The organism is Frateuria sp. (assembly GCF_035943815.1).
In the GTDB taxonomy this organism is placed as follows: domain Bacteria; phylum Pseudomonadota; class Gammaproteobacteria; order Xanthomonadales; family Rhodanobacteraceae; genus Frateuria_A.
In genome coordinates, this window is sequence record NZ_DASZBU010000017.1 from 93,690 (window position 1) to 115,181 (window position 21,492).

At 63.9% G+C, this 21,492-nt stretch carries 18 protein-coding genes and 4 pseudogenes; 16 read left to right on the forward strand and 6 right to left on the reverse strand.

Annotation, left to right across the window (positions count from 1 at the left end; translation table 11 throughout):
* The first annotated feature begins 41 nt into the window (after positions 1 to 41).
* From VGU65_RS13255 to VGU65_RS13280, 6 genes are all read left to right on the forward strand, one after another.
* Positions 42 to 377, forward strand: coding sequence for a hypothetical protein (locus VGU65_RS13255; RefSeq protein ID WP_327476446.1), 336 nt, complete (start codon positions 42 to 44; stop codon positions 375 to 377).
* A gap of 124 nt (positions 378 to 501) precedes the next feature.
* Positions 502 to 1,539 carry an agmatine deiminase family protein gene (locus VGU65_RS13260; RefSeq protein WP_327476448.1) on the forward strand — a complete coding sequence of 346 codons (1,038 nt, stop codon included), beginning with the start codon at positions 502 to 504 and terminating at the stop codon, positions 1,537 to 1,539.
* Between the two features lie 88 nt (positions 1,540 to 1,627).
* A complete protein-coding gene (locus tag VGU65_RS13265; RefSeq protein ID WP_327476450.1) occupies positions 1,628 to 2,518 on the forward strand; it encodes a carbon-nitrogen hydrolase in 891 nt (296 codons plus the stop codon).
* A gap of 54 nt (positions 2,519 to 2,572) precedes the next feature.
* Complete coding sequence (locus tag VGU65_RS13270) at positions 2,573 to 3,799, forward strand: TraB/GumN family protein (RefSeq protein WP_327476452.1); 1,227 nt, start codon at positions 2,573 to 2,575, stop codon at positions 3,797 to 3,799.
* Between the two features lie 140 nt (positions 3,800 to 3,939).
* Entirely contained in the window at positions 3,940 to 4,263 is a 324-nt protein-coding gene (locus VGU65_RS13275; RefSeq protein ID WP_327476454.1) for a c-type cytochrome, read from the forward strand.
* Positions 4,264 to 4,281: 18 nt separating this feature from the next.
* Positions 4,282 to 4,635, forward strand: coding sequence for a c-type cytochrome (locus VGU65_RS13280; RefSeq protein WP_327476456.1), 354 nt, complete (start codon positions 4,282 to 4,284; stop codon positions 4,633 to 4,635).
* A 208-nt stretch (positions 4,636 to 4,843) separates the two neighbouring features.
* On the opposite strand, the gene VGU65_RS13285 is transcribed toward VGU65_RS13280, so the two are convergent.
* Positions 4,844 to 5,449: an NfuA family Fe-S biogenesis protein gene (locus VGU65_RS13285; RefSeq protein WP_327476458.1), complete on the reverse strand. Its 606-nt coding sequence runs from the start codon at positions 5,447 to 5,449 to the stop codon at positions 4,844 to 4,846.
* Between the two features lie 140 nt (positions 5,450 to 5,589).
* On the opposite strand from VGU65_RS13285, the gene VGU65_RS13290 reads away from it, so the two are divergent.
* Positions 5,590 to 5,928, forward strand: a complete 339-nt coding sequence (locus VGU65_RS13290; protein WP_327476460.1) for a 4a-hydroxytetrahydrobiopterin dehydratase — start codon at positions 5,590 to 5,592, stop codon at positions 5,926 to 5,928.
* Between the two features lies 1 nt (position 5,929).
* On the opposite strand, the gene VGU65_RS13295 is transcribed toward VGU65_RS13290, so the two are convergent.
* Entirely contained in the window at positions 5,930 to 6,898 is a 969-nt protein-coding gene (locus tag VGU65_RS13295; RefSeq protein WP_327476462.1) for an RluA family pseudouridine synthase, read from the reverse strand.
* A 341-nt stretch (positions 6,899 to 7,239) separates the two neighbouring features.
* Here VGU65_RS13295 and VGU65_RS13300 point away from each other — a divergent pair, with 341 nt between their 5' ends.
* Positions 7,240 to 10,074, forward strand: a complete 2,835-nt coding sequence (locus tag VGU65_RS13300; protein ID WP_327476464.1) for an Rne/Rng family ribonuclease — start codon at positions 7,240 to 7,242, stop codon at positions 10,072 to 10,074.
* Between the two features lie 87 nt (positions 10,075 to 10,161).
* Here VGU65_RS13300 and VGU65_RS13305 read toward each other — a convergent pair whose 3' ends face one another.
* On the reverse strand, positions 10,162 to 10,812 hold the full coding sequence (locus VGU65_RS13305) for a response regulator (protein ID WP_327476466.1): 651 nt from the start codon (positions 10,810 to 10,812) through the stop codon (positions 10,162 to 10,164).
* Positions 10,813 to 11,138: 326 nt separating this feature from the next.
* Positions 11,139 to 11,696, reverse strand: coding sequence for a fasciclin domain-containing protein (locus tag VGU65_RS13310; RefSeq protein ID WP_414655825.1), 558 nt, complete (start codon positions 11,694 to 11,696; stop codon positions 11,139 to 11,141).
* A 422-nt stretch (positions 11,697 to 12,118) separates the two neighbouring features.
* Between VGU65_RS13310 and VGU65_RS13315 the strand changes: the two genes are divergently transcribed.
* The 6 genes and pseudogenes from VGU65_RS13315 to VGU65_RS13340 form a co-directional block, all read left to right on the forward strand.
* Positions 12,119 to 13,003, forward strand: coding sequence for a DUF3034 family protein (locus VGU65_RS13315; RefSeq protein ID WP_414655826.1), 885 nt, complete (start codon positions 12,119 to 12,121; stop codon positions 13,001 to 13,003).
* Between the two features lie 27 nt (positions 13,004 to 13,030).
* On the forward strand, positions 13,031 to 13,531 hold the full coding sequence (locus VGU65_RS13320) for a group I truncated hemoglobin (protein WP_327476470.1): 501 nt from the start codon (positions 13,031 to 13,033) through the stop codon (positions 13,529 to 13,531).
* Between the two features lie 326 nt (positions 13,532 to 13,857).
* Positions 13,858 to 14,424, forward strand: coding sequence for a BLUF domain-containing protein (locus VGU65_RS13325; protein WP_327476472.1), 567 nt, complete (start codon positions 13,858 to 13,860; stop codon positions 14,422 to 14,424).
* Between the two features lie 119 nt (positions 14,425 to 14,543).
* The gene (locus VGU65_RS13330) at positions 14,544 to 15,083 is read left to right on the forward strand and encodes a peroxiredoxin (protein WP_327476474.1); all 540 of its coding nucleotides are present in this window, start codon (positions 14,544 to 14,546) and stop codon (positions 15,081 to 15,083) included.
* 318 nt (positions 15,084 to 15,401) lie between these two features.
* On the forward strand, positions 15,402 to 16,196 hold the full coding sequence (locus VGU65_RS13335; protein WP_327476476.1) for an SDR family NAD(P)-dependent oxidoreductase: 795 nt from the start codon (positions 15,402 to 15,404) through the stop codon (positions 16,194 to 16,196).
* Positions 16,196 to 16,376 (forward strand): annotated as a pseudogene (locus VGU65_RS13340) (type 1 glutamine amidotransferase domain-containing protein); the annotation flags it as partial. The gene VGU65_RS13335 and the pseudogene VGU65_RS13340, both read left to right, overlap by 1 nt.
* 6 nt (positions 16,377 to 16,382) lie before the next feature.
* Here VGU65_RS13340 and VGU65_RS13345 read toward each other — a convergent pair.
* Both VGU65_RS13345 and VGU65_RS13350 read right to left on the reverse strand, forming a co-directional pair.
* Positions 16,383 to 16,720: pseudogene (locus VGU65_RS13345) on the reverse strand (IS30 family transposase); the annotation flags it as partial.
* Positions 16,721 to 16,724: 4 nt separating this feature from the next.
* Positions 16,725 to 16,952: pseudogene (locus VGU65_RS13350) on the reverse strand (transposase); the annotation flags it as partial.
* A 1,518-nt stretch (positions 16,953 to 18,470) separates the two neighbouring features.
* On the opposite strand from VGU65_RS13350, the gene VGU65_RS13355 reads away from it, so the two are divergent.
* Both VGU65_RS13355 and VGU65_RS13360 read left to right on the forward strand, forming a co-directional pair.
* Positions 18,471 to 20,702, forward strand: coding sequence for a class III lanthionine synthetase LanKC N-terminal domain-containing protein (locus VGU65_RS13355; protein WP_327476478.1), 2,232 nt, complete (start codon positions 18,471 to 18,473; stop codon positions 20,700 to 20,702).
* A gap of 104 nt (positions 20,703 to 20,806) precedes the next feature.
* Positions 20,807 to 21,492: pseudogene (locus tag VGU65_RS13360) on the forward strand (transposase); the annotation flags it as partial.

A 21,492-nucleotide genomic window follows, 5' to 3' on the forward strand; every position in this document is an offset into this window, starting at 1 on the left:
GTTACAACGGCGCCGCAATGCACCTTTGCGGAGAGGGGATCATGGTCAAGTTCACTGGCGGCCTGGCGATGCTGGCCGCGATCGCGTTGGGGGCGCCGGCGCTGGCACATGCCGGCGACAATCTGCTGATCAAGCGCGTGCAGCAGGAACAGGGCATGAACCTGCCCACCCGCGGCATGACCATGGCCCAGGTCGAGAAGCGCTACGGCGCCCCGCAGCGCAAGCTGCAACCGCGCGGCGGCGACACCAGGAAGCATCCGGTGATCAACCGCTGGGACTACAGCAACTTCATCGTGTACTTCGAGCACGATCACGTGATCCATTCGGTACTCAACACGCCGGCGGGAAACAATCACGATCCGGCGAGCGCGCAGTAAGAGCCCTCGCCCCCGGCGCCAGACAAAGGGATCCCCGCGAAAGCGGGGATCTTTTTTTGGTCATGCCCAAGCCGGCCTGGCTCGACTAAACTGCGCCGCCTTTCCGTCCGACACGAGCAACGCGATGACTTCCTCCCCTGACCTGCGACTGCCTGCCGAATGGGAACCGCAGGACGCGGTGCTGATCGCGTGGCCGCACGAGGGTACTGACTGGGCCGAGCGCCTGTCCGAGGTGGAAACCACCTACGTCGCCCTCGCCGCCGCCGTCGTGCGCTTCCAGCCGCTGGTCGTGATCGTCGCCGACGAGCGCGTACGCGCCGACGCCGAGCGCGGGCTGCGCGGCGCGGGCGTGGACCTCGAACGCATCCGCTTCGCGGAACTGCCCTACGACGATACCTGGCTGCGCGATTCGGGACCCATCACGCTGGTCTCGGCGCAGGGCTTCCAGCTCACCGACTTCCGCTTCACCGGCTGGGGCGGCAAGTTCGGCGCCGAGCAGGACGATGCGCTGGTCGCCGGCCTGGTCGCCACCGGCGTGTTCGGCCCGGCGGCGCACGAGCGCGTGGACTGGGCGCTGGAAGGCGGCGGCATCGAGAGCGACGGCGGCAGCACGGTACTCACCACCTGGCGCTGCCTGCACCAGCGCCATCCGGAGCAGTCGCGCGAGGCGATGGACGCGATCCTGCGCGAGAACCTGCATGCCCGGCGCGTGTTGTGGCTGGACCACGGTTACCTCGAGGGCGACGACACCGACGCGCACATCGACACCCTCGCCCGCTTCGCGCCCGGCAACCGCATCGTGTTCCAGGCCTGCGACGATCCGGCCGACCCGCACCACGAGGAGCTTGCGCGCATGGCCGCCGAACTGGCGGCGCTGCGTACGACGGAAGGCGAGCCCTACCGGCTCTCGCCCCTGCCCTGGGCGCAGCCGATCCTCGACCGGGGCCGCCGCCTGGCGGCCTCGTACGCGAACTACCTGGTCGTCAACGGCGCGGTGCTGGTGCCGGCCTATGGCGACGCGGCCGACGCCGACGCCGCGCGCATCATCGGCGCGGCCTATCCCGGCCGCGAGGTGGTGCAGGTGCCCTGCCGCCCGCTGATCTGGCAGAACGGCAGCCTGCACTGCATCACCATGCAGTTGCCTGCCGGCCTGCTGGGCTGAATGCCCGCCACGCTGCAACGCTTTGCCGACAACCACCCCGTCGCGCTCCGCTAAACTGCGTTTCCTCGCAAGTGATCAAGAGACGGGCATGACCGGCAAGACACTCAAGGTGGCGCTGCTGCAGGAAACCAACCGCGGCAGCCGTGACGCGAACCTCGATGCGATCGAGGCGGGTCTGCGCGAGGCCGCTGCCGCCGGCGCGCAACTGGTGCTTCTGCAGGAGCTGCACAACGGGCCGTATTTCTGCCAGCGCGAATGCGTGGACGAGTTCGACCTGGCCGAGACGATTCCCGGCGCGGGTACCGAGCGCATCGGCAGGCTGGCCGAGGAATTTCGGCTGGTCGTGGTCGCCTCGATCTTCGAGAAGCGCGCAGCCGGCCTGTACCACAACACGGCGGTGGTGTTCGACCGTTCCGCGGCCATCGCCGGCAAGTACCGCAAGATGCACATCCCGGACGACCCGGCCTTCTACGAGAAGTTCTATTTCACGCCGGGCGACCTGGGCTTCGAGCCGATCGATACCTCGGTCGGCCGGCTGGGCGTGCTGGTGTGCTGGGACCAGTGGTATCCGGAGGCCGCGCGACTGATGGCGCTGGCCGGCGCGCAGCTGCTGCTCTACCCCACCGCGATCGGCTGGGATCCCGGTGACGCGCAGGACGAGAGGGACCGCCAGCGCGAGGCCTGGGTGACCGTGCAGCGCGGCCACGCCGTGGCCAACGGACTGCCGCTGCTTGCCTGCAATCGCACCGGCTACGAGGCCGACCCCTCTGAAGTGGGTGCAGGCATCCAGTTCTGGGGCACCAGTTTCGTAGCCGGGCCGCAGGGCGAGTTCCTGGCCAAGGCCGGCACCGACGGGCGCGAGCTGCTGCTGGTCGACATTGACCTTTCGCGCAGCGAGCACGTGCGGCGGATCTGGCCGTTCCTGCGCGACCGACGCATCGATGCCTACGGCGATCTGCTCAAGCGCTATCGCGATTGAGCCCCGACGGAACGCCCGCATCTAGGGCATTGGCACACCCGACCCGGTACCCGCATGAGCCTTTCCCAGACCGACGCCAGCTCGCCCGACGCCCTGCTCGGCGAGCCACTGCAACACGTTACCCGCGACGGCGTGGAGTACGTGGTGCTCGGCACGGCACATGTCTCGCGCGCCAGCGTGGCGGCGGTCGAGACGCTGGTGGCGAACGAGGGCTTCGACGCGATCGCGGTCGAGCTTTGCCATAGCCGCGCCGAGGGCATGCGCAATCCGGACGCCTTCAAGCAGATGGACCTCTTCCAGGTGATCCGCCAGGGCAAGGTCGGCATGGTCGCGGCGAGCCTGGTGCTCTCCTCCTTCCAGCAGCGCCTGGCCGCCCAATATGGCATCCAGCCGGGCGCGGAGATGAAGGCGGCCATGGATGGCGCCGAGCGCGCCGGGCTACCGCTGTGGCTGATCGACCGCGAGGTCGGCACCACGCTCAAGCGCGTCTGGCGCAGTGTCGGCCTCTGGTCGCGCTTCGGCCTGCTCGGCGGGCTGATCGCCAGCGTGTTCGAGCGCGAGCAGGTGGACGAGAAGGAAATCGAGAAGCTCAAGGGAGGCGACCTGCTGGAGAGCGCCTTCGGCGAGTTCGCGCAGAGTTCCGCGCCGCTCTACGACAGCCTGATCGGCGAGCGCGACGCCTTCATGGCCGCGCGCCTGAGGGAGCAGGCGCTGGCCGCGCCGAAGGTGCGCCGCGTGCTGGTGGTGATTGGCGCCGGGCACCTCAAAGGTCTGTGCGACCACCTCCGCGAACAGCGGGAACCACCCGCCGAGCGCGTCGCGAAGCTTGCGCAGTTGCCGCCGAAGGCATCGTGGCCCAAGTGGCTGGCGCTGGGCCTGGCGCTGCTGGTGTTCGCGGCGATCGGGTATGCCTTCCATCGGAACCCGGCGCTGGGCGCGCAGGCGCTGCGCAACTGGGTGCTCTTCACCGGAGGCTTCGCCGCGCTGGGCGCGCTGGTGGCGGGCGGGCATCCGCTGAGCATCGTGGCCGCCTTCGTCGCCGCACCCATCAAGCCCTTCCGCCCCGGCATCCCCGCCGGCGGCATCAGCGCCATGGCCGAGGCATGGGTACGCCGCCCGCGCGTGGCCGACTTCGAGACCCTGCGCGACGACATCGGCCGGTGGACCGGCTGGTGGAAGAACCGGGTGGCGCGCACCCTGCTCAACTTCATCCTGGTCAGCGTCGGCACGGCGATCGGCGAGTACGCGGCCGGCATCCAGATCTTCAAGAGCCTGTTCTGAGAACTTCCTGGCAGGACCGAAGCTGACGCCCAGGCCCCTGATTTCCATCAAGGCGGTGCATCAAGTTGTCCGTCGCGCAACGCAGACACTATACTTCCGCGACTTTGCACCCTACCGACCCAAGCGTGGGAATGATCTCGATGATTCGACTGCAACTGCTCGGCCTGACTGTGGCCGCAGCGCTCCTCGCCACCGGCAGCGCGCACGCCGCAGGCGACAAGGCCAATGGCCGCAAGCTGGTCTACACCTGCAACGGTTGCCACGGCGTGGCGGGCTACACCAACGCCTATCCGGATTACCCGGTGCCGAAGATCGCCGGACAGAACGAGCAGTACATCATCAATGCCCTGCACGGCTACAAGAGCGGCGAGCGCACCCACCCGACGATGATGGCGCAGGCGCAGAGCCTGTCCGACCAGGACATCGACGATATCGCCGCCTACCTTTCCAGCCTCGCCAAGTAAGCCTCGAAGGATCCCTGCATGAAGCGTGCGCTCACCCTGCTTATCCTCGGCGCCGTGCTGGCGTTGTCGTCCACCACGCTGCTGGCCGAAGGCAATGCCGCCAATGGCAAGACCAAGGCCGCGGCCTGCTTCGCCTGCCATGGCGCGGACGGCAACGCGGTCGATCCGCAGTACCCGCGTCTGGCCGGCCAGTACAACCTCTACCTGCAGCAGGTGCTGCACGAGTACAAGGACGGCCGCCGCAACAACCCCATCATGAAGGGATTCGTCGCCACGCTGTCCGACCAGGACATCGAGGACGTCGCCGCCTACTTCTCCAGCCTGCCGACCAAGCTGAGCACGCTGAATGGGCACATCCAGGGCGACAAGTAAGCCCCGTCCCGATTTGGTAAAAGCAAAAGGCCCGCACCAGCGGGCCTTTTTTTTTCGTTCTCCCCCCGGGGAGAAGCTTGGGGCGAGGGACCACGCTCACCATCATCTCCGCTCTTTCACCCGTATCGGTCAGGCAGAGCACCGCTCGCTGCTACTGCTCCGCGCCTCAAGGCCAGGCCTCTCCACGGAGGGGAGAGGAGCAGAAGCATCACCCTATCGCCGAGCTGCCTGCCTTCTCCTTGTAATAAGGATTGCGCCCGCCGCTGTGGTCCGTGGCGTCACGCACCGCCGTGATTTCCGGCACGCGCTCGCGCAAGGTCTTCTCCACGCCATTCTTGAGCGTCATATCGACCATGCTGCAGCCGTGGCAGCCACCGCCGAACTGCAGCACGACCACGCCCTCGGCGCTGATTTCCAGCAGGCTCACGCGGCCGCCGTGCGAGGCGATGCGCGGATTGATCTCCGCTTCGATCACGTAGCGCACCCGCTCTACCAGGCCCGCGTCGGCACCGGGAATCTCGCCCTTGATCCTGGGCGCGCGGATATTGAGCTGACCGCCGGTGGGGTTGGGCTCGTAGTCGATGCTGGCACCGTCCAGCCACCGCGCACTGTCGCCTTCGAGATAGAAGTCGAATCCATCGCATTCGACCAGCCATTCGCCACCGCCGAGTTCGCGTGGCTCACAGAACTCCAGTTCGCAGTCGGCCGCCGGCGTACCGGGCGCGGTGACCCGCAGCAGGATGCCCAGACCTTCGCCCTGCTGGGCCAGCAGGCGGCGAAAATGCGCCTGCGCGCGGTCGGAAATGTCGATCATCAGGAAACTCTCGAGCGCCGGAGGGGGACGGGGCCGGCGAAACAGCACCATTTTAGTCCCGTTTCACGGAAAAGTCCGGCTTTGACTTTTCCGGACGCAGCTTCGACCCTTTGCCGTTCCTCCACTCGTCGCGAATCCCGATGAACCTCAGCGAACTTTCCAGTCAGCATTGCCAACCACGCAAGGGTAAGGAACACGCACTGGCACCTTCCCAGGTACAGGAGCTGCTGGCGACATTGCCGGGCTGGCAGCTGAGCCAGGCTGGCGCCGCCATCGTGAAGGACTTCCGTTTCAAGGATTTCCACCACACGCTGGGCTTCATCAACGCCGTCGGCTTCATGGCCAACCGCGAGGATCATCATCCGGACCTCGAAGCCGGCTACGGCCATTGCCAGGTGCTTTGGTCCACCCATGACGTGGGTGGCTTGTCGCTCAACGACTTCATCTGCGCGGCGCGCACGGAAGCCCTGCTGAGCTAGATTAACGCTTACTTTTTCCTTTGTTGCCAAGAACATCGAGAAAGTTCTTCAAGTCATCTGGAAGCGGCGCGGAAAACCCGTAGGCGCGCCCTTCCAGCTCAAAGCCCATGTGCGCGGCATGCAGGAACAGCCGCTGCAAGCCCTTCTCCCGGAAGCGCTTGTTGGCTTCACGATCGCCGTATTTGGCGTCCCCGGCCAGCGGGTGGCCGATATGCGCCGCATGCACGCGGATCTGGTGGGTCCGTCCGGTGCCCAGCGTCGCCTGCATCAGACGGGCACCGGTGTACTGCTCCATCTCGCGGAAAAAAGTGAGCGATGGCTTGCCGTTATCGGACACTCTTACCATTCTTTCTCCGCCCTGAAGCACGGACTTGAGGAGTGGCGCATTGACATCGAAGCGCGCCTTGGGCGGGTGGCCGACCATCAGGCAGAGGTATTGCTTGGTCACCTGGCCCGCCCGGATAGCGGCCTGCAGCCCGATCAGTCCGGCGCGCGTCTTGGCGAACACCAACACCCCGCTGGTGTCGCGGTCGAGCCGGTGCACCAGTTCCAGGTGCTGGTCCGGGCGGGCGGCGCGCAGCAACTCGATCGCGCCGTGGCTCACTCCCGAACCACCATGGCTGGCAATGCCCGACGGCTTGTCGATGACCAGGAAGTGCTTGTCCTCGAAGATCACCGCCTCGGCGACCGCGGCGACCATGTCCGGCGCAGGCCCCTGCTCGACCGGGCGTTCGCCCGTTCGCACAGGCGGGATCCGCAACCGATCACCGGCGTTGAGACGGGTATCGGGCTTGGCGCGCTTGCCGTTCACGCGCACCTGTCCGGTCCGCAGGAGCCGGTAGATCATGCTCTTGGGCACGCCCTTGAGCAGGGTCGCCAGGGCATTGTCGATCCGCTGGCCGTCGCGCTCGGGGCCGATGTCGACTTGACGCACACCATGAGGTGCGTCGTGGGAAGTTGCCGTCTGCATTGAAAAAAACCTGGGGTAATAGGATACTCGGCAGGCGCTTTGTGTCCCCCCATCGGATTCGATTGTGGTGGGATGCCCGTCCGCGACGTCGGCGAGGATTGCGCCGGTGGCCACCCAGGCAGCCGGCCGTAAACTCCCTTTCATCGTAACGGTTCGGGATGCCGTTGTCCGCCGCCAGGGGGTGGCGAGCCGGCAAAAGCGCGTGCCACGAATCACCCCGGTGTCGGAGATTGATGCCGGTTTTATTTGCCGCCACCCGCTGCGGCGCGATCCCGGCAGGCTGCCTGAGTTAGGCGCCACCGTGGCACGCGACGCGCGGCCAGGCCGAAGGAAAAACTACAATGAAGCGCATGTTGATCAACGCAACTCAGCGTGAAGAGTTGCGCGTGGCCATCGTCGATGGCCAGACGCTGTACGACCTTGATATCGAAATCCCCTCCCGCGAGCAGAAAAAAGCCAATATCTACAAGGGCCGCATCACTCGCGTCGAGCAATCCCTGGAAGCGTGCTTCGTCGACTACGGCGCCGAGCGCCACGGTTTCCTCCCGCTGAAGGAAATCTCCGACCAGTACTTCACCCCCGGCCTCAACCCCAACAAGGCCAGCATCCGCGAGCTGCTCAAGGAAGGCCAGGAACTGGTCGTCCAGGTCGAGAAGGAAGAACGCGGCAACAAGGGCGCGGCGCTGACCACCTTCATCAGCCTGGCCGGCCGCTACATGGTGCTGATGCCGAACAACCCGAAGGCCGGCGGCGTTTCGCGCCGGATCGAGGGCGAGGACCGGCAGGCGCTGAAGGAAGCGCTGGAGCACCTGAACGTCCCCGACGACGTCGGCCTGATCGTGCGCACCGCCGGCATGGGCCGCGACGCCGAAGAGCTGCAGTGGGACCTGGACTACCTGCTGACCCTGTGGCGCTCGATCTCCGAGGCCGCGGCCAAGCAGAGGGCGCCGTTCCTGATCTACCAGGAATCCAAGCTCTTCATCCGTGCCCTGCGCGACTACCTGCGCAACGACATCGGCGAGATCCTCATCGACGAGGAATCGCTCTACAACGACGCGCGCGAGTTCATGCAGCAGGTGATGCCCAACGCCCTGCGCAAGCTCAAGCTGTACAAGGACGACACCCCGCTGTTCTCGCGCTACCAGATCGAGACGCAGATCGAGAGCGCGTTCGACCGCCAGGTGCGCCTCCCGTCGGGCGGCTCGATCGTGATCGACCAGACCGAGGCGCTGACCGCGATCGACATCAACTCCTCCAAGGCCACCAAGGGCTCGGACATCGAGGACACCGCGTTCAACACCAACTGCGAGGCGGCGGTCGAAATCGCCCGCCAGCTGCGCATCCGCGACGCCGGCGGCCTGATCGTCATCGACTTCATCGACATGGACAGCCCGCGCCACCAGCGCGAGGTCGAGGAGAAGCTCAAGGACGCGCTCAAGTTCGACCGTGCGCGCGTGCAGGTCGGCCGCATCAGCCGCTTCGGCCTGCTGGAGATGTCGCGCCAGCGCCTGCGCCCGAGCCTGGGCGAGGCCACCCAGATCGTCTGTCCGCGCTGCGAGGGCCATGGCCACATCCGCGGCATAGAATCACTGGCGCTCTCGACCCTGCGCCTGATCGAAGAGCACGCCATGAAGGACAACACCGGCCAGGTGCTGGTGCAGGCCCCGCCCGCGGTGGCCAACTTCATGCTCAACGAGAAGCGCGCCAGCGTGGTCGAGATCGAGCTGCGCAACAGGGTGCACGTGGTCATCGTCGCCGACGACCGGCTCGAGACCCCGCACATCGAGATCCAGCGCATCCGCGAAGCGGACATGGGCGAGCACAGCAAGCCCAGCTACGAGCGCCTGACCGCCGTGGAAACCGCGCCGATCCCCAAGATGGGCCAGACCCTGGGCAGCTCCGAGCAGCCCGCGGTCAGCGGCATCGTGCCCGCTACGCCCGCGCCGGTGCGCGAGGAGGCACCTGCCCCTGCTCCCGCGCCTGCAGCACAGCGCCCGCGCCCGGCCAGCGCCCCAGCGCCGCAGGGCGGCGTGATCTCGCGCCTGCTCGGCTGGTTCCGCGGCAGCGCCACGCCGGCCCCGGCGCAACCCAGCGAACGCAGCCAGCCTGCGCAACCGGCCTCCCGCCAGGGGCGCCGCGACGAGCGCAACCGGCCGCAGCAGCAAGCACAGGGCGGCCAGCGTACCGGGCGCCGCGACCAGGCTCAGGCCCAGCAGCAGCCAAAGGGCGGCGCGGGCAAGGCTGCCAACCCGCGCCAGCGCGGCAACGAAGCCGGCGCCGGCTCGCGCCAGCCCCAGCAGCAGGCCAAGGAGCAGGCGCCACGCCAGCCCAAGCCCGCTCCCGCACCGGCCGCAGGCAACGACAACCAGGAGCCGCGCAAGCAGTCGCAGGCCAAACAGGAACGCGCACCGCGCCCGCCACAGGCAGAGCAGCCGGTCACGGCTTCCGTTCCGGCAAGCGAGCCGGTCAAGGAAGTCGAGGTGATCGCCATGGCGCAGCCTGAGGCTGCGACCGCCGCGCCGGAAAACAAACCCGAAGCCGAAGGCGGCCAGCCGCGGCGCCGTCGCGGTCGTCGGGGCGGTCGCCGCCGCCGTCGCCATGAGGACGGCACGCCGGTCCAGGACGCCACGGGCGGTCCGCTGGAGGAGCTTGAGGACGAGGATCGCGAGGACGGGGACGATACCGATGCAACGCGCCGGAACGAGGCGCCCGCGCCCGCCGGAGCGGTGATTCCGGCTGCCGTCGCGGCAGGCGGCATGGCTGTCGCCCAGAACCAGGCCAGCGCACGCCAGGCCACGCCCGATGATGCATCCGAGTTGCCGGAAACGGCGCAGCCTGCCCCGGTCGCCACCTTCAACCTGCCCCCGCTACCGCCGATCCCTGCGCGAACCCTTCCGGGTGAAGCCGGGTCCGAGGCTGCGGACACGATGGAGCCCACGCCCGGCACGCACGTCGACGCCCATGTAACGGCTGTTGATACGCAGCCGACGGAAGCGGAACTCGAGGCGCCTGCCGTGGTAGCGGACGAGCCGGCACGGACCGAGCACGCCGACACGCCGGCGCCAAGCCCCAAGCAGGGCGATCTGCTCGCTTCCGCCTCCACCCAGCATGCCGGACCTGCGCAGGGCGCTTCGCCGACGGACACGCCTCCGCCGAAAGATCCGGCCCAGAGCTGACCCAACCGCGCCCTCCCGCCTGGCGGAAGGGCGCAGACGCAAAAAAAGCCGGACCTGAGTCCGGCTTTTTTGTTGCGTCAGACCGGATCAACCCACCTGGTTGGGTGCATCCAGCAGGCCGTGCACCGTCATGAGATGGGCCAGGCCGATCACGTGCTCCACCTGCAGCTTCTCCATCAGGCGCTGCTTGTAGGTGGAAACGGTCTTCGGGCTCAGGCTCAACTGGTCGCCGATCACCGTCAGCGGCTTGCCCCGCACCAGCATCATGGCGACCTCCAGCTCGCGGCTGGACAAGGCATCGAAAGGCGAGCCACTGTGGCCGTCGAGCGTGGCCAACGCCAGTTGCTGCGCCACCGCGGGCGCGAGATACCGCCGCCCGCCGGCGACCTGCCGCACGGCGACCAGCAGTTCGTCGGCCGAACAACCCTTGGTGAGGTAACCGAGCGCGCCGGCATCCAGCAGCCGCTTCGGAAAGCGCGCATCGTCGACCACGGTGATGATGATGATGTGCGTGTTTAGCTTGGCGCGGACCACCCGTTCGGTGAGTTCGATGCCGCTCATCCCCGGCATGTGCACATCGACCAGCGCCACGTCGGGCGCCTGCGTGCGGATCAGCCTGAGCCCTTCCTCCGCGGTCCCCGCCTCTCCCTTTATGCACACGTCCGGCTGTTGCTGCAGGATCATCCGGAAACCCGTGCGCACCAATTCGTGATCGTCCACAAGCACGATATTGATCACTTCAAGCCCTCCCTGGGAATGGTTAAGGAAAAGTAGGCGGCCGCTCCGCGCTTTGCAAGCGTTGATCTAGTGGTGGCCAAAAAAAACCGCCATCGGCGGTTGGGTTTCTCTCGGGAATGGTGCACTGTCTACAGTGATTTTCACTCAGAAAAAAAAGTGCTGTACCGGAAGCACCCGCCAGGTTGCGCACATGGCCTATCCCTGAAGCGCATGCCGGCCTTGCGGAGACTGCGCACGTCGTCGCTCATCGCTAAAAGGTCCCGGCCGCGGAAGCGGCCGGGACAAGGAGCTGCGGCGAGGGGGGACCGCAACCCGTAAAGCCAGCCTCAGGGCATCAGGACCTTGTTGACCACCATGATCACGCCGTTTGACTGGTACACGTCGGGAATGGTCACGTCCGCAACGTTGCCCTTGTCGTCCGTGACTGTCAGATGCGTGCCGCTGCCTTTCACCGTCAGCGAATCGCCTTCCACGGTTTTCAGTTTGGCCTGACCTCCACCAGCCGCAATCCTCGCGTCGAGCGCCTTGGCATCCAGGCGGCCCGATACCACGTGGTAGGTGAGGATCTTCGCCAGCTCGGCTTTGTTGCCCGGCTTGAGCAGGTTGGTCACGGTACCGGCGGGAAGTGCATCGAACGCTTCGTTGGTGGGGGCGAATACGGTGAACGGGCCGGGGCCTTCCAGCGTCTGCACCAGGCCGGCCGCCTTGACCGCAGCAACCAGGGTGGTGTGGTCCTTGGAGTGAATGGCGTTCTGGACGATGTTGCGCGAGGGGTACATGGCCGCCCCACCCACCATCACGGTCCCATCGGAGCCCGCCGGGCTCATGCCGCCCGACATCTGGGCCATCGCAGGCACGGCGCAGGCGAGGAGTGCCAGCGACAGACCCAACTTCAATGCGCATAGCTTATAGCCAGTTTTCATGTGATCTCTCCTGTCCAGCGTGATGTGCGGGTTGCACGAACTCTCTCCCTTACGCGACAGGGTCGAACATGGATGCATGCACCCCGCGTGCTTGTTTCAGGCGCGTGCGCGTCTTGAGGGATCTCGTTACATGAAATAGTGCGATGGCAACCCACCCTGCTCGTCACCTAGTGGCTGATTTCGGTCAGGCCGAACATCGATTCTGGCGACCACCGTTCGTGCGAGCTGCTTTTCCTCCCGAGCCGTGGGCACCTCATGTGCACAGCCTTTGAGGAAACACCTTGCCTGCATCCTTCGGCGCACTTGCTCCGTATAGCCCGCAGGGCGCAAGCGGTGCGCCGAAGAGGGAGAGCACGGCAATGCACGAATTTCGCAGGCAAAAAATGCTGCTGGTCGGCGCCTTGGCGCTGGCGGGCGGACTGGTTTCGCTGCAGGCGGCAGCCGCCGACGCCGCGGGTCCGGCCGACAACATCAGCGGCAAGCTGCTGCTCACCGGCGGCGTGTCGCAGATCGAGGGCTCCGCCGGCGGCGGCCTGACCCCGTGGGCGGTGATCGGCAGCTACGGAACGCAGGGCCAGTTCGGCGCCAACGCGTTCTACACCCGAGTCAACGTGCAGGACTACCACCTCGACGATGCGGGCGCGATAGTGGGCATCGACAACCGCGTCGAGTTTTCGGTTGCGCAGCAGCGTTTCGACACCGAAGACGTCGGCGCTGCGCTGGGCCTGGGCCGCGGCTTCACGTTCCGGCAGAACGTGATCGGCGTGAAGGTGCGGCTGATCGGCGACGCCGTGCTCGATCAGGACAGCTGGGTGCCGCAGGTAGCGGCGGGCGCGCAATACAAGAGCAACAACCAGGGCACGATCCTGCATGCGATCGGCGCCAAGAGCGACCATGGCACCGACTACTACATCAGCGCGACCAAGCTGGTCCTGTCGCAAAGCCTGCTGCTGAACGCCACGCTGCGCCTCACCAAGGCCAACCAGATCGGCATCCTCGGCTTCGGCGGTGACAAGCACAACAGTTACCAGGCCGAATTCGAAGGCTCGGCCGCCTACCTGCTCAGCCGCAACTTGGCCATCGGCGCGGAATACCGCCAGAAGCCGAACAACCTCGGCATCGCCAAGGAAGAGGACTGGTACGACGCCTTCGTCGCCTGGGCGCCGACCAAGCACGTCTCGCTGACGGTGGCCTACGCCAACCTCGGCAACGTCGTCATCAAGGACAACCAGCACGGCCTGTATGCGTCCGTGCAGGTGGGCTTCTGACCCGATCACGCCATGAGGATTCCGACCATGTACAAGACTCCGCCTTGCATCCTGCTGTTTGCTGTCGGCCTTCTCGCCGGCGCCACCGCCTCGGCGCAAACCACCATGCAGCCCGCCGGTTCCGGCGCCAGTGGCGACGCCTACCCTGCCGCGCCGCGTGATCCTGCACTCAAGCCGGTATTCGAACAATTCGGCGGCAAGCCAGGCCTCGTCGCGCTGATGAACGATTTCATGGACAACCTGATGGCCGATCCGGTGACCCGGCCCTTCTTCCAGAATGCCGACCGCGAGCACATCAAGGCGGAGCTTGTGGACCAGTTCTGCGTGATCCTGGACGGCCCATGTACCTACACCGGCAAGGACATGGCCTCGGTGCACCGTGGCATGGACGTCAATCGCGCCGACTTCAACGCGCTGGTCGAGGACTTGCAGAAGGCCATGAGCAAGCACGACATCCCGTTTCGTGCACAGAACAAGCTGTTGGCCAAACTCGCGCCGATGCACCGCCAGATCATCACCAAGCCCTGAGGGATTGAACCCTCAAACGAACGCCGCGAGCTACGCGTGGCGTTCGCGAAGAACGCGAAGAGTCCATGCCGAGCGGGCAATCGGCTTAAGCCAGGCGGTGATCCTGCTCATGCGAGGGATGAAGCCTCTTCCATGTAGAACCCGTCTGCCAGGTACTACATGACGGGAGTCTCGCAAGCCGGCCAGAAGCGGGCGGCTGCCACCGCCCGACCTGCGGATTGCCCGCATCGCATCCGGGGCCCCGCGCCCCGCGCGGGCACCTGCATCCAAACCGCCGCAGCGTGCGTAGAGAGCTCGTTACGCAGCCGCCTGCCGCCGAGGTTTCGATGTCACTCTGGCAACGTATTGTCTACATCAGCAAGGCCACTTTCGCCAACGCCGACCGCGGACCCGTGATCGAGCCGCAGATCGGCCGCATCCTGATGCAGTCGCGCCGCAACAATCCCACACGCGGACTAGTTGGTGCGCTGTACTACGGCGACGGGCATTTCTTCCAGGTGCTCGAGGGTGAGGCTGCGGCAATCGATGCCCTGCTCGACACGCTACGCAAAGACCCGCGCCACGACGATCTGACGGTGCTCTCGCGCGTGCGCATCGAGCAGCCGAGCTTCAGCGGGTGGTCGATGAAGTACGTGGCCGCGGCAGACGAGGTAAGGCGGCTGCTGGCTTCGTTCGGCCATCGACGGTTCGACCCCTACGACTTCGACGATATGCAGGTCGCGTCCATGGTCGCGCTGCTGCAGCACCGCCCCCCGGCGCCCGACTTGCACGCGGAAGCGCCGTCACGGCGCGATCGCGACGATGCCGCGCGCCTCGCCCGTCGGGCGCTGGCGGTCGGCGCGGCAGCGCTGCTGCTCTCGCTGCTGGCGATCGTATTGGCATGGCGGCGGTAGCACGGATGTTGTCGTTGCTCGCCCGGGATCGCACCGGGCGGTCAGGATCGAACCGTCGACACCCACCCGCCGCACCGGTGCGGCGTCCTTTCCAAGCCAGCAATGGAGTCCAAGTCGCCATGAAACCGTTCCAGACGATCGCCCTGGCCGGCCTGCTCGCCGTCGCGGCCAGCGCCCATGCCACGCTCAAGCCGGATACCCGCGCGCCGGATTTCAGCGCGCCTGCCTATCTCGACGGCAAGCCGTTCACCTTCAACCTCGCCGATGCGCTGAAGCAGGGTCCGGTGGTGCTGTACTTCTTCCCCGCGCCGCATACGGCCGGCTGCAACATCGAGGCACACCTGTTCTCGCAGGCGATCGACAAATTCAAGGCGCTGCACGCCACGGTGATCGGCGTCACCGCCGGCCACCTCGACCAGCTGGCGGTGTTCTCGCGCGAGACCAAGTACTGCAGCGGCAAATTTCCCGTAGCCGCCGACAAGGGCGCCAGGATCGCGAAGGAGTACGACGCCACGCTACTTCTCCGGCCGGGCTGGTCGGATCGCACCTCGTACGTCATCGCGCCCTCCGGCACGATCACCTACGTGTATTCCAGCCTGAGCCCGGACCTGCACATCCGGAAAACGCTGGAAGCCCTCGAAGCCATCGCCGCACACTGAACAGCGGCGTTCTGGCCTGCCGAGCCTCTAGTTGGTGCGACGGCGGCCTTCTGCCCGCCCCTTATCGACGGGGACAAATTCATCCAGGTGGTCGGTCCCGAGCTGAGCCAGATAATCGGCCCATGCCTGCAAGACCTCACGGCGCTGCTCACGACATTTGACACGTGCATAAGCCGCCTCTACCGCGTCCCTCGGTCCATACGTCACCGACGAGCGCAAAGTAGCTGGAGTAGTGCCGACGGACCTTGATAGCCAACGCTGCCATTACTAAATCAACACCATTGCCGCTTTCACCGCGTGGACCACCGAGACATTTCCATGCAGATCGTTCTGACTCACCGCACAGCCGTCGTCACAGGATCCACCGCAGGCATCGGCCTCGCCATTGCCATCGGTCTCGCTCGCACCGGCGCCCGCGTCGTCATCACCGGCCGCACGCAGGCACGCGTCGACCAGGCCATTGCCGAAGTGAAGGCGCAGGTGCCCGACGCCGCACTGAGCGGGGTGGCCGGCGATCTGGCCACGCCCGAAGGCGCGGCGCATCTTGTTCAGCAGGTGCCCGACGCGGACATCCTCATCAACAACTTGGGGATCTTCGAGCCCAAGGGCTTCTTCGACATTCCCGACGAAGACTGGCAACGCTTCTTCGAGGTCAACGTGATGAGCGGCGTGCGCCTGTCGCGCCACTACGCACAAGGCATGGCCAAGCGTGGCTGGGGCCGCATCCAGTTCGTGTCCAGCGAATCGGGCGTGCAGATTCCGCCGGAGATGGTGCATTACGGCCTGACCAAGACGGCGCAGCTCGCCGTGTCCCGCGGCTTGGCCGAAACGCTGGCCGGCACCGGCGTCACGGTGAATGCGATCCTGCCTGGCCCCACGCGTTCCGAAGGCGTGGGCGACTTCTTCACCAAGATCGCCGCCGAGCAGGGCGTGCCACTGGAAGAGGTCGAGCGTGACTTCATCCAGACTCATCGACCCTCGTCGCTTATCAAGCGACTGGCGACGGTCGAGGAAGTGGCGAACCTATCGGTCTATCTCGCCTCCGAGCAGGCCTCTGCCACCACGGGCGCAGCGGTTCGCGTCGATGGCGGCGTAGTACGCTCGATTACTTGATCAAAAGAGGAACTCGCGATGAAATCCTTGTGGTCGTCACCTCGCATGACAAGCTCGGCAACACCGGCGAAAAGACGGGCTTCTGGCTGAAAGCTTGCAGCGCCTTACTACGCCTTCGTCGACGCGGGCGCTGAGTTGACACTGGTCTCGCCGAAGGGCGGTCAGCCTCCACTCGACCCGGCGGTTTCAACCGGTCGATGCAACAGCTTGTCGATATCGCTCGATCGGTATCTCAAAGCCCAAGGTCTTGCGTGGTCGTTCGTTGAGCTGCCTAGCCACTTCATCCAGCCTGGCCTGGGAATAGCCTGATAGGTCGATGCCTTTCCGTTGGTGTTTTCGTTCGTGCCGCGCTGCCACGGATGCTGCGGATCGCAGAAGTAGACCTGGATGTCGGTGGCCAGCGTAAAGCGACGGGGGTCGGCCAGCTCCTTGCCACGATCCCACGTCAGCGTCCGCTACAGCTCGGTGGGCAGCTTGCGTGCATTCTGGATCAGCGCAACCACCGTCTGCGTGTCCTTGTGGTCGAATGTCCAGCGCCAGCTCGGCGTACATCCGCTTCAGCCGCGCATTTTCCGCCTCGAGTTCCTTGACGCGCTTGAGGTCGGACACCTCCATGCCGCCGTATTTGCGCATCCACTGGTAGTAGGTCGGCACGCTGATGCCTGCCTGCCGGCAAATGTCCTTGGTCGGGACGCCAGCGTCCGCCTGCTTGAGGATCGAGACGATCTGCGTCTCGGTGAACTTCGACATCTTCATGGAACCACCTGGCTAGGGAACGATGCCAGAAAGTTCTACTTTCGAGATATCTACCTAGCGGGGAAGCTTACGCCCGCAGCAAGGCTAAGAGCGCGCATAAACCAATAGTCGCCCAAGATCAAGCTGTGCGCCCAACGGCGCTCGCGGAATGAAATCCTTGGTCACGAAATTCACAATGATGAGCCAAAAACCGACTGGGTTGCGGGAAAAGGCCTACAGACCAGTGAGTTCGCGGATCGTAGCGTCTTGAACTTGAGTTGACACGCGCACTACTCCGCCCAACGTCATGCGTGGGCGCGCGACCAATAGAATGGAAGCTAAGGAGAAGGATCCTTTGGAAACTTTGCCAAAAAACGTAGACTCCCTTAAGCAAGACGCAACATCCCCGCTACACGACCTAGCGCGGGTTATACGAAATCACAAGCTTCAGTGCACACGCCACGACGCAGCTGACGGTGTCCACGACCGTAGAATCACTGAAATTCATAGCCTTCTCTCTCGGGTCTCTTATAGAGGCTGGAGCATTTCCCTACAGGAGAGGCCAAGGCCCGACCGGCCAGTCTTGCAGGTCCGATCTAGCGATATTTCTCCGGAATGCTGCGGCATGGTCGCGCAAACCGACGTATGTCAAGAGATGAGCGACGAGTTCATTCTCGATCTGCTGTTTGAAATAGTGAAAAACCTCGAGCTTCAATCGGCGGCGCACAGATTGAAAGCCTGCTTGGCACACACAGACCAGGGATCTTAAAGATGTCGGAATCTCCGTACATTTCCTTGCGCTCGGGCCTTGACCACCTGCTTATCGAGCATGCACTTGATTGTGCTCACCCCCACCCTGCGCGAGTTTTCTTTGATAAGCAAAGTATCAGCTCTCTCCAGTGCCTTGTAGCAAAAATCACCTATCGCGATTGGCGAGCTGTTGTCTGTGAGGAGGACCAGCAAGCTTGGATTCAGATCCAGACTTTCATGGAAGACTCAAAGGGTGCCGGACTAATGTACAACAATAGCCGGCACATATTTCTTTGCCCAGAGATGGACGACGCCTTTGTCCTCGAGATTGCCAAGCGCCTTATCGTTGAATTCGAGATGCATGAGTCCGCCGAGTTCTTTCGCGTAGATGGGGAACAGGTTTACTTTCCCCACGCTCCGACTGGGCAGCCGGTTCAATCTGTTCTCGCCCTGCGACATCGCCGCGCTGGCGAGCTACCTGCCTCCTAACTTAAGTCTTCGCTTTGCGCCCAGGGTGGGCGCAATAACTGCCCCGACGAATGACAGTCGCGGGGATCTACGATAACTGTATGGAGACTGAAATATGAGTAACGCTCTCAACCTTCAGAAACTGGCGATGGACTCGAAGGCGCCGAGTTTGGCTCCCTCCTGCCTGTCCTGGCAGAGCTGCAACTCGAACCAGAGTGGCAAGAGCGAAGGCCAGGGCGCTTCCGGCGCTTAAGTAACTTCGGGCGAAGGTGGTAGCCACCTTCGCCTTTATATCGGCCTTTCAAGGATCACGAGAGACCCATGCAGGATAACCCGTATTTGATGTACACCCTAGCGGACCCTTTTCAGTTCGAGACGCTCGACAAGCGGGCGCCCTCTAGGGAATACCTTGATGTCGCGGAACAGATCGTACCGAGTACATGGTTATTAAAGCATCAGGGCGTCTGGACAGAGGCGTTGCCCCCAATGGACACGTCTTCTTCTCCGAGTGGATGGAAAATACATCTTTCCGTTATACCCAAGGACGCTATAGCAATGCTCCTTGCGACGTTTCCCATCTTGGTTGACATGGGGCTACCATTCAAGTTCTGTACCGACCGGCGAATGCATGAGCTCACCCACAACAAAAATTGGCCAAGGACGCAAATTGGCAAGTTTATTACCGTGTATCCAAGGAATGAAAATTTATTCCGGTCAGCGCTAGAGCGGCTATATGCTGTTACCCGTGAATTTAATGGGCCGTATATTCTCTCTGATAGGAACTATCGGAGCAGCAGGTGCTTGTTTTATCGCTACGGAGCTTACGGCTTTGACTATAGGCTTGAGCACAATGGCCATAGGATTGGCGGCTTTCCCCTGGAAAATGGAGAGTGGGTCGACGACATCCGCGCACCTGGCGCCTATAACCCCCTCGAGCTGCCGATAGATTTCGATGACGACATTCAGGAACCACCAGCGCCAGACTCGGTTCTTCTCCACGGGCGTTACCGGATAGCAAGCGTCATAAAATTCACTGGGGAAGGCGGGACGTACTTCGGGCACGATGAACTGCTTGACAAGCCGGTGGTGGTGCGAGAGCACAGGGATGGCCTTGGAGGATTAGCGGGAGTGGATGACTTGCCTCCTGGGTTCGCCATGGTTACGGAGGCCAGGGTCCTAGCCAAGCTGGCAGATACAGGCATCACACCTAAGTTGGTCGATTGCTTTGAAGAAGACTCGCACTGGTTTCTAGTTCAGGAACGCTTGGAGGGTTATGAAACCCTCTGGGGCGCCGCCATGAATTTCTACTTTACGAGAGATAAACAGACCGCGTCCGATACTTTTAGCGTCATTCTGAAAATAGTCCTCTCCATCGCGGAAGCGATAAAAAGCATACATTCCCACCACGTTGTAATTAGGGACTTGACGAAGACAAATGTCCTCGCGAGTCCGGACGGCAACATCCGCTTCATCGACTTTGAGTTCGCACACGACATTGGCTCGGGTCGCGCCTGGGTCAACGGCTGGACTTCGGGTTACGCATCAAAAGATCAACGGGCTGATGCAAAGCCATGCTTTGAAGATGACTATTACGCCTTTGGGGTCCTGATCCTAGATCTACTGACATTCAGTGCGAGCGGCTATGACCTGAATCGCGAAGGAATCCTTGCTCGCCTGCGAATGAATTTGGCGGACCTGGGGTTCCCGCGTGGCGTCGAAAAGATCGTAAGAGGATTGACAGATCAGGATAAGGGGAAACGCTGGACTATCCAAGACGCCATCGACGCCTTTTTACGGATGGAGATAGGCGATTGGCACCAGACACCGTTCCCCACTCTACTTAGGTCTTCACCCGAAGCAGGTGAGCTAAGGTACCGGGAGGTGCTCGACGGGCTCTGCGAGTACTTAGAGGCAAGTGCCAGCCCCGAGCGTCCAGATCGATTGTGGCCTGCTTCACCAGAGGTCTGGACCACTAATCCCGTGAGTATCAAGTTTGGGGCGGCTGGCACCGCCTATTTCCTGTTGAACGCACGTGGTCGCGTAGACGACACGACCCTAGACTGGATTGTCTCACGCACGGGTTCGCGGAACTGCCCCCCCGGCCTCTATAGCGGCCTGGCGGGAGTAGCTTGCTTTCTCCTCGATGCGGGGCGTGGGGAGCAAGCGTCTGCAGTCATGGATATTGCGTTGCGTGAGTGTAAGTCCGCCTCGATACCGCACGGCTTCACCACTGGCCTGGCGGGAATCGGAACGGCCGCTCTGACGTTCTATCGTGAAACCGGCATCTCCACGTATCTCGATGAAGCCCTGGGTCTAGCCGAGCGGTTGGTAGGTGCGTCGGTCCCAACTTCTGATGGCATCTCTTGGTCCTACGAAGGCATCACGTCCCTCGGCTTCGCCTACGGTGCGAGCGGTGTGGCGCTTTTCCTCTTGCAGTGCGGTCTCGCTTCAACGGAGAGGGTCTACTTAGATGCTGCGCAAGCTGCCCTAGACTATGACCTGAGCTTTCGCGTTGATCGCGCAGACCGGCGACGTCCCCCCACCTTTGAGTAGCACACTGGTTTGGAGTCCAATCCCCCATCCGAAGGAGATTGGACGTGAAGAAGCGCTTTTCCGAAGAGCAGATCATCGGCTTCCTGCGTGAGGCGGAAGCTGGCATGGCGGTGAAGGACCTGTGCCGCAAGCACGGCTTCAGCGAAGCCTCCTACTACCTGTGGCGCAGCAAATTCGGCGGCATGAGCGTGCCCGACGCCAAGCGCCTGAAGGAGCTGGAGACGGAGAACGGCCGGCTGAAAAAGCTCCTGGCCGAGCAGGTCCTCGAGAACGAGGTCATCAAGGACGCCCTGCGAAAAAAGTGGTGACCGCGCCAGCCCGTCGCGGGCTGGTGCGGCACATGATGGATCGGGGCTTAAGCGAGCGGCGCTCTCTGGCCGTCATGCGCATGAGTGCCAGCGCCTTGCGCTATGCGCCGCGCCCGGACCGCAACGTCGAGCTGCGCGAGCGCATCCTGGCGCTGGCGCACCGGCACAAGCGCTACGGCGTCGGGATGATCTACCTCAAGCTCAGGCAGGAAGGATTGCTCGTGAACTACAAGCGCGTCGAACGGTTGTACCAGGAAGCGAAGCTGCAGGTGCGGCGGCGCAAGCGCAAGAAGGTGCCGGTGGGCGAGCGTCAGCCGCTGTTGCGGCCCTTGGCGGCCAACGAGGTCTGGTCCATGGACTTCGTCTTCGACCGCACGGCCGAAGGGCGGGTGATCAAGTGCCTGACGATCGTCGACGACGCCACGCACGAGGCGGTGGCGATCGAGGTCGAGCGAGCCATCTCGGGCCATATGCTCACGCGG

Coding starts and splice junctions, on each gene's coding strand:
- VGU65_RS13270 (WP_327476452.1), top strand. CDS start 2,573: ATGAGCCTTTCCCAGACCGACGCCAGCTCGCCCGACGCCCTGCTCGGC.
- VGU65_RS13265 (WP_327476450.1), top strand. CDS start 1,628: ATGACCGGCAAGACACTCAAGGTGGCGCTGCTGCAGGAAACCAACCGC.
- VGU65_RS13280 (WP_327476456.1), top strand. CDS start 4,282: ATGAAGCGTGCGCTCACCCTGCTTATCCTCGGCGCCGTGCTGGCGTTG.
- VGU65_RS13315 (WP_414655826.1), top strand. CDS start 12,119: ATGCTGCTGGTCGGCGCCTTGGCGCTGGCGGGCGGACTGGTTTCGCTG.
- VGU65_RS13355 (WP_327476478.1), top strand. CDS start 18,471: ATGCAGGATAACCCGTATTTGATGTACACCCTAGCGGACCCTTTTCAG.
- VGU65_RS13335 (WP_327476476.1), top strand. CDS start 15,402: ATGCAGATCGTTCTGACTCACCGCACAGCCGTCGTCACAGGATCCACC.
- VGU65_RS13330 (WP_327476474.1), top strand. CDS start 14,544: ATGAAACCGTTCCAGACGATCGCCCTGGCCGGCCTGCTCGCCGTCGCG.
- VGU65_RS13300 (WP_327476464.1), top strand. CDS start 7,240: ATGAAGCGCATGTTGATCAACGCAACTCAGCGTGAAGAGTTGCGCGTG.
- VGU65_RS13325 (WP_327476472.1), top strand. CDS start 13,858: ATGTCACTCTGGCAACGTATTGTCTACATCAGCAAGGCCACTTTCGCC.
- VGU65_RS13320 (WP_327476470.1), top strand. CDS start 13,031: ATGTACAAGACTCCGCCTTGCATCCTGCTGTTTGCTGTCGGCCTTCTC.
- VGU65_RS13275 (WP_327476454.1), top strand. CDS start 3,940: ATGATTCGACTGCAACTGCTCGGCCTGACTGTGGCCGCAGCGCTCCTC.
- VGU65_RS13255 (WP_327476446.1), top strand. CDS start 42: ATGGTCAAGTTCACTGGCGGCCTGGCGATGCTGGCCGCGATCGCGTTG.
- VGU65_RS13285 (WP_327476458.1), bottom strand. CDS start 5,449: ATGATCGACATTTCCGACCGCGCGCAGGCGCATTTTCGCCGCCTGCTG.
- VGU65_RS13260 (WP_327476448.1), top strand. CDS start 502: ATGACTTCCTCCCCTGACCTGCGACTGCCTGCCGAATGGGAACCGCAG.
- VGU65_RS13295 (WP_327476462.1), bottom strand. CDS start 6,898: ATGCAGACGGCAACTTCCCACGACGCACCTCATGGTGTGCGTCAAGTC.
- VGU65_RS13290 (WP_327476460.1), top strand. CDS start 5,590: ATGAACCTCAGCGAACTTTCCAGTCAGCATTGCCAACCACGCAAGGGT.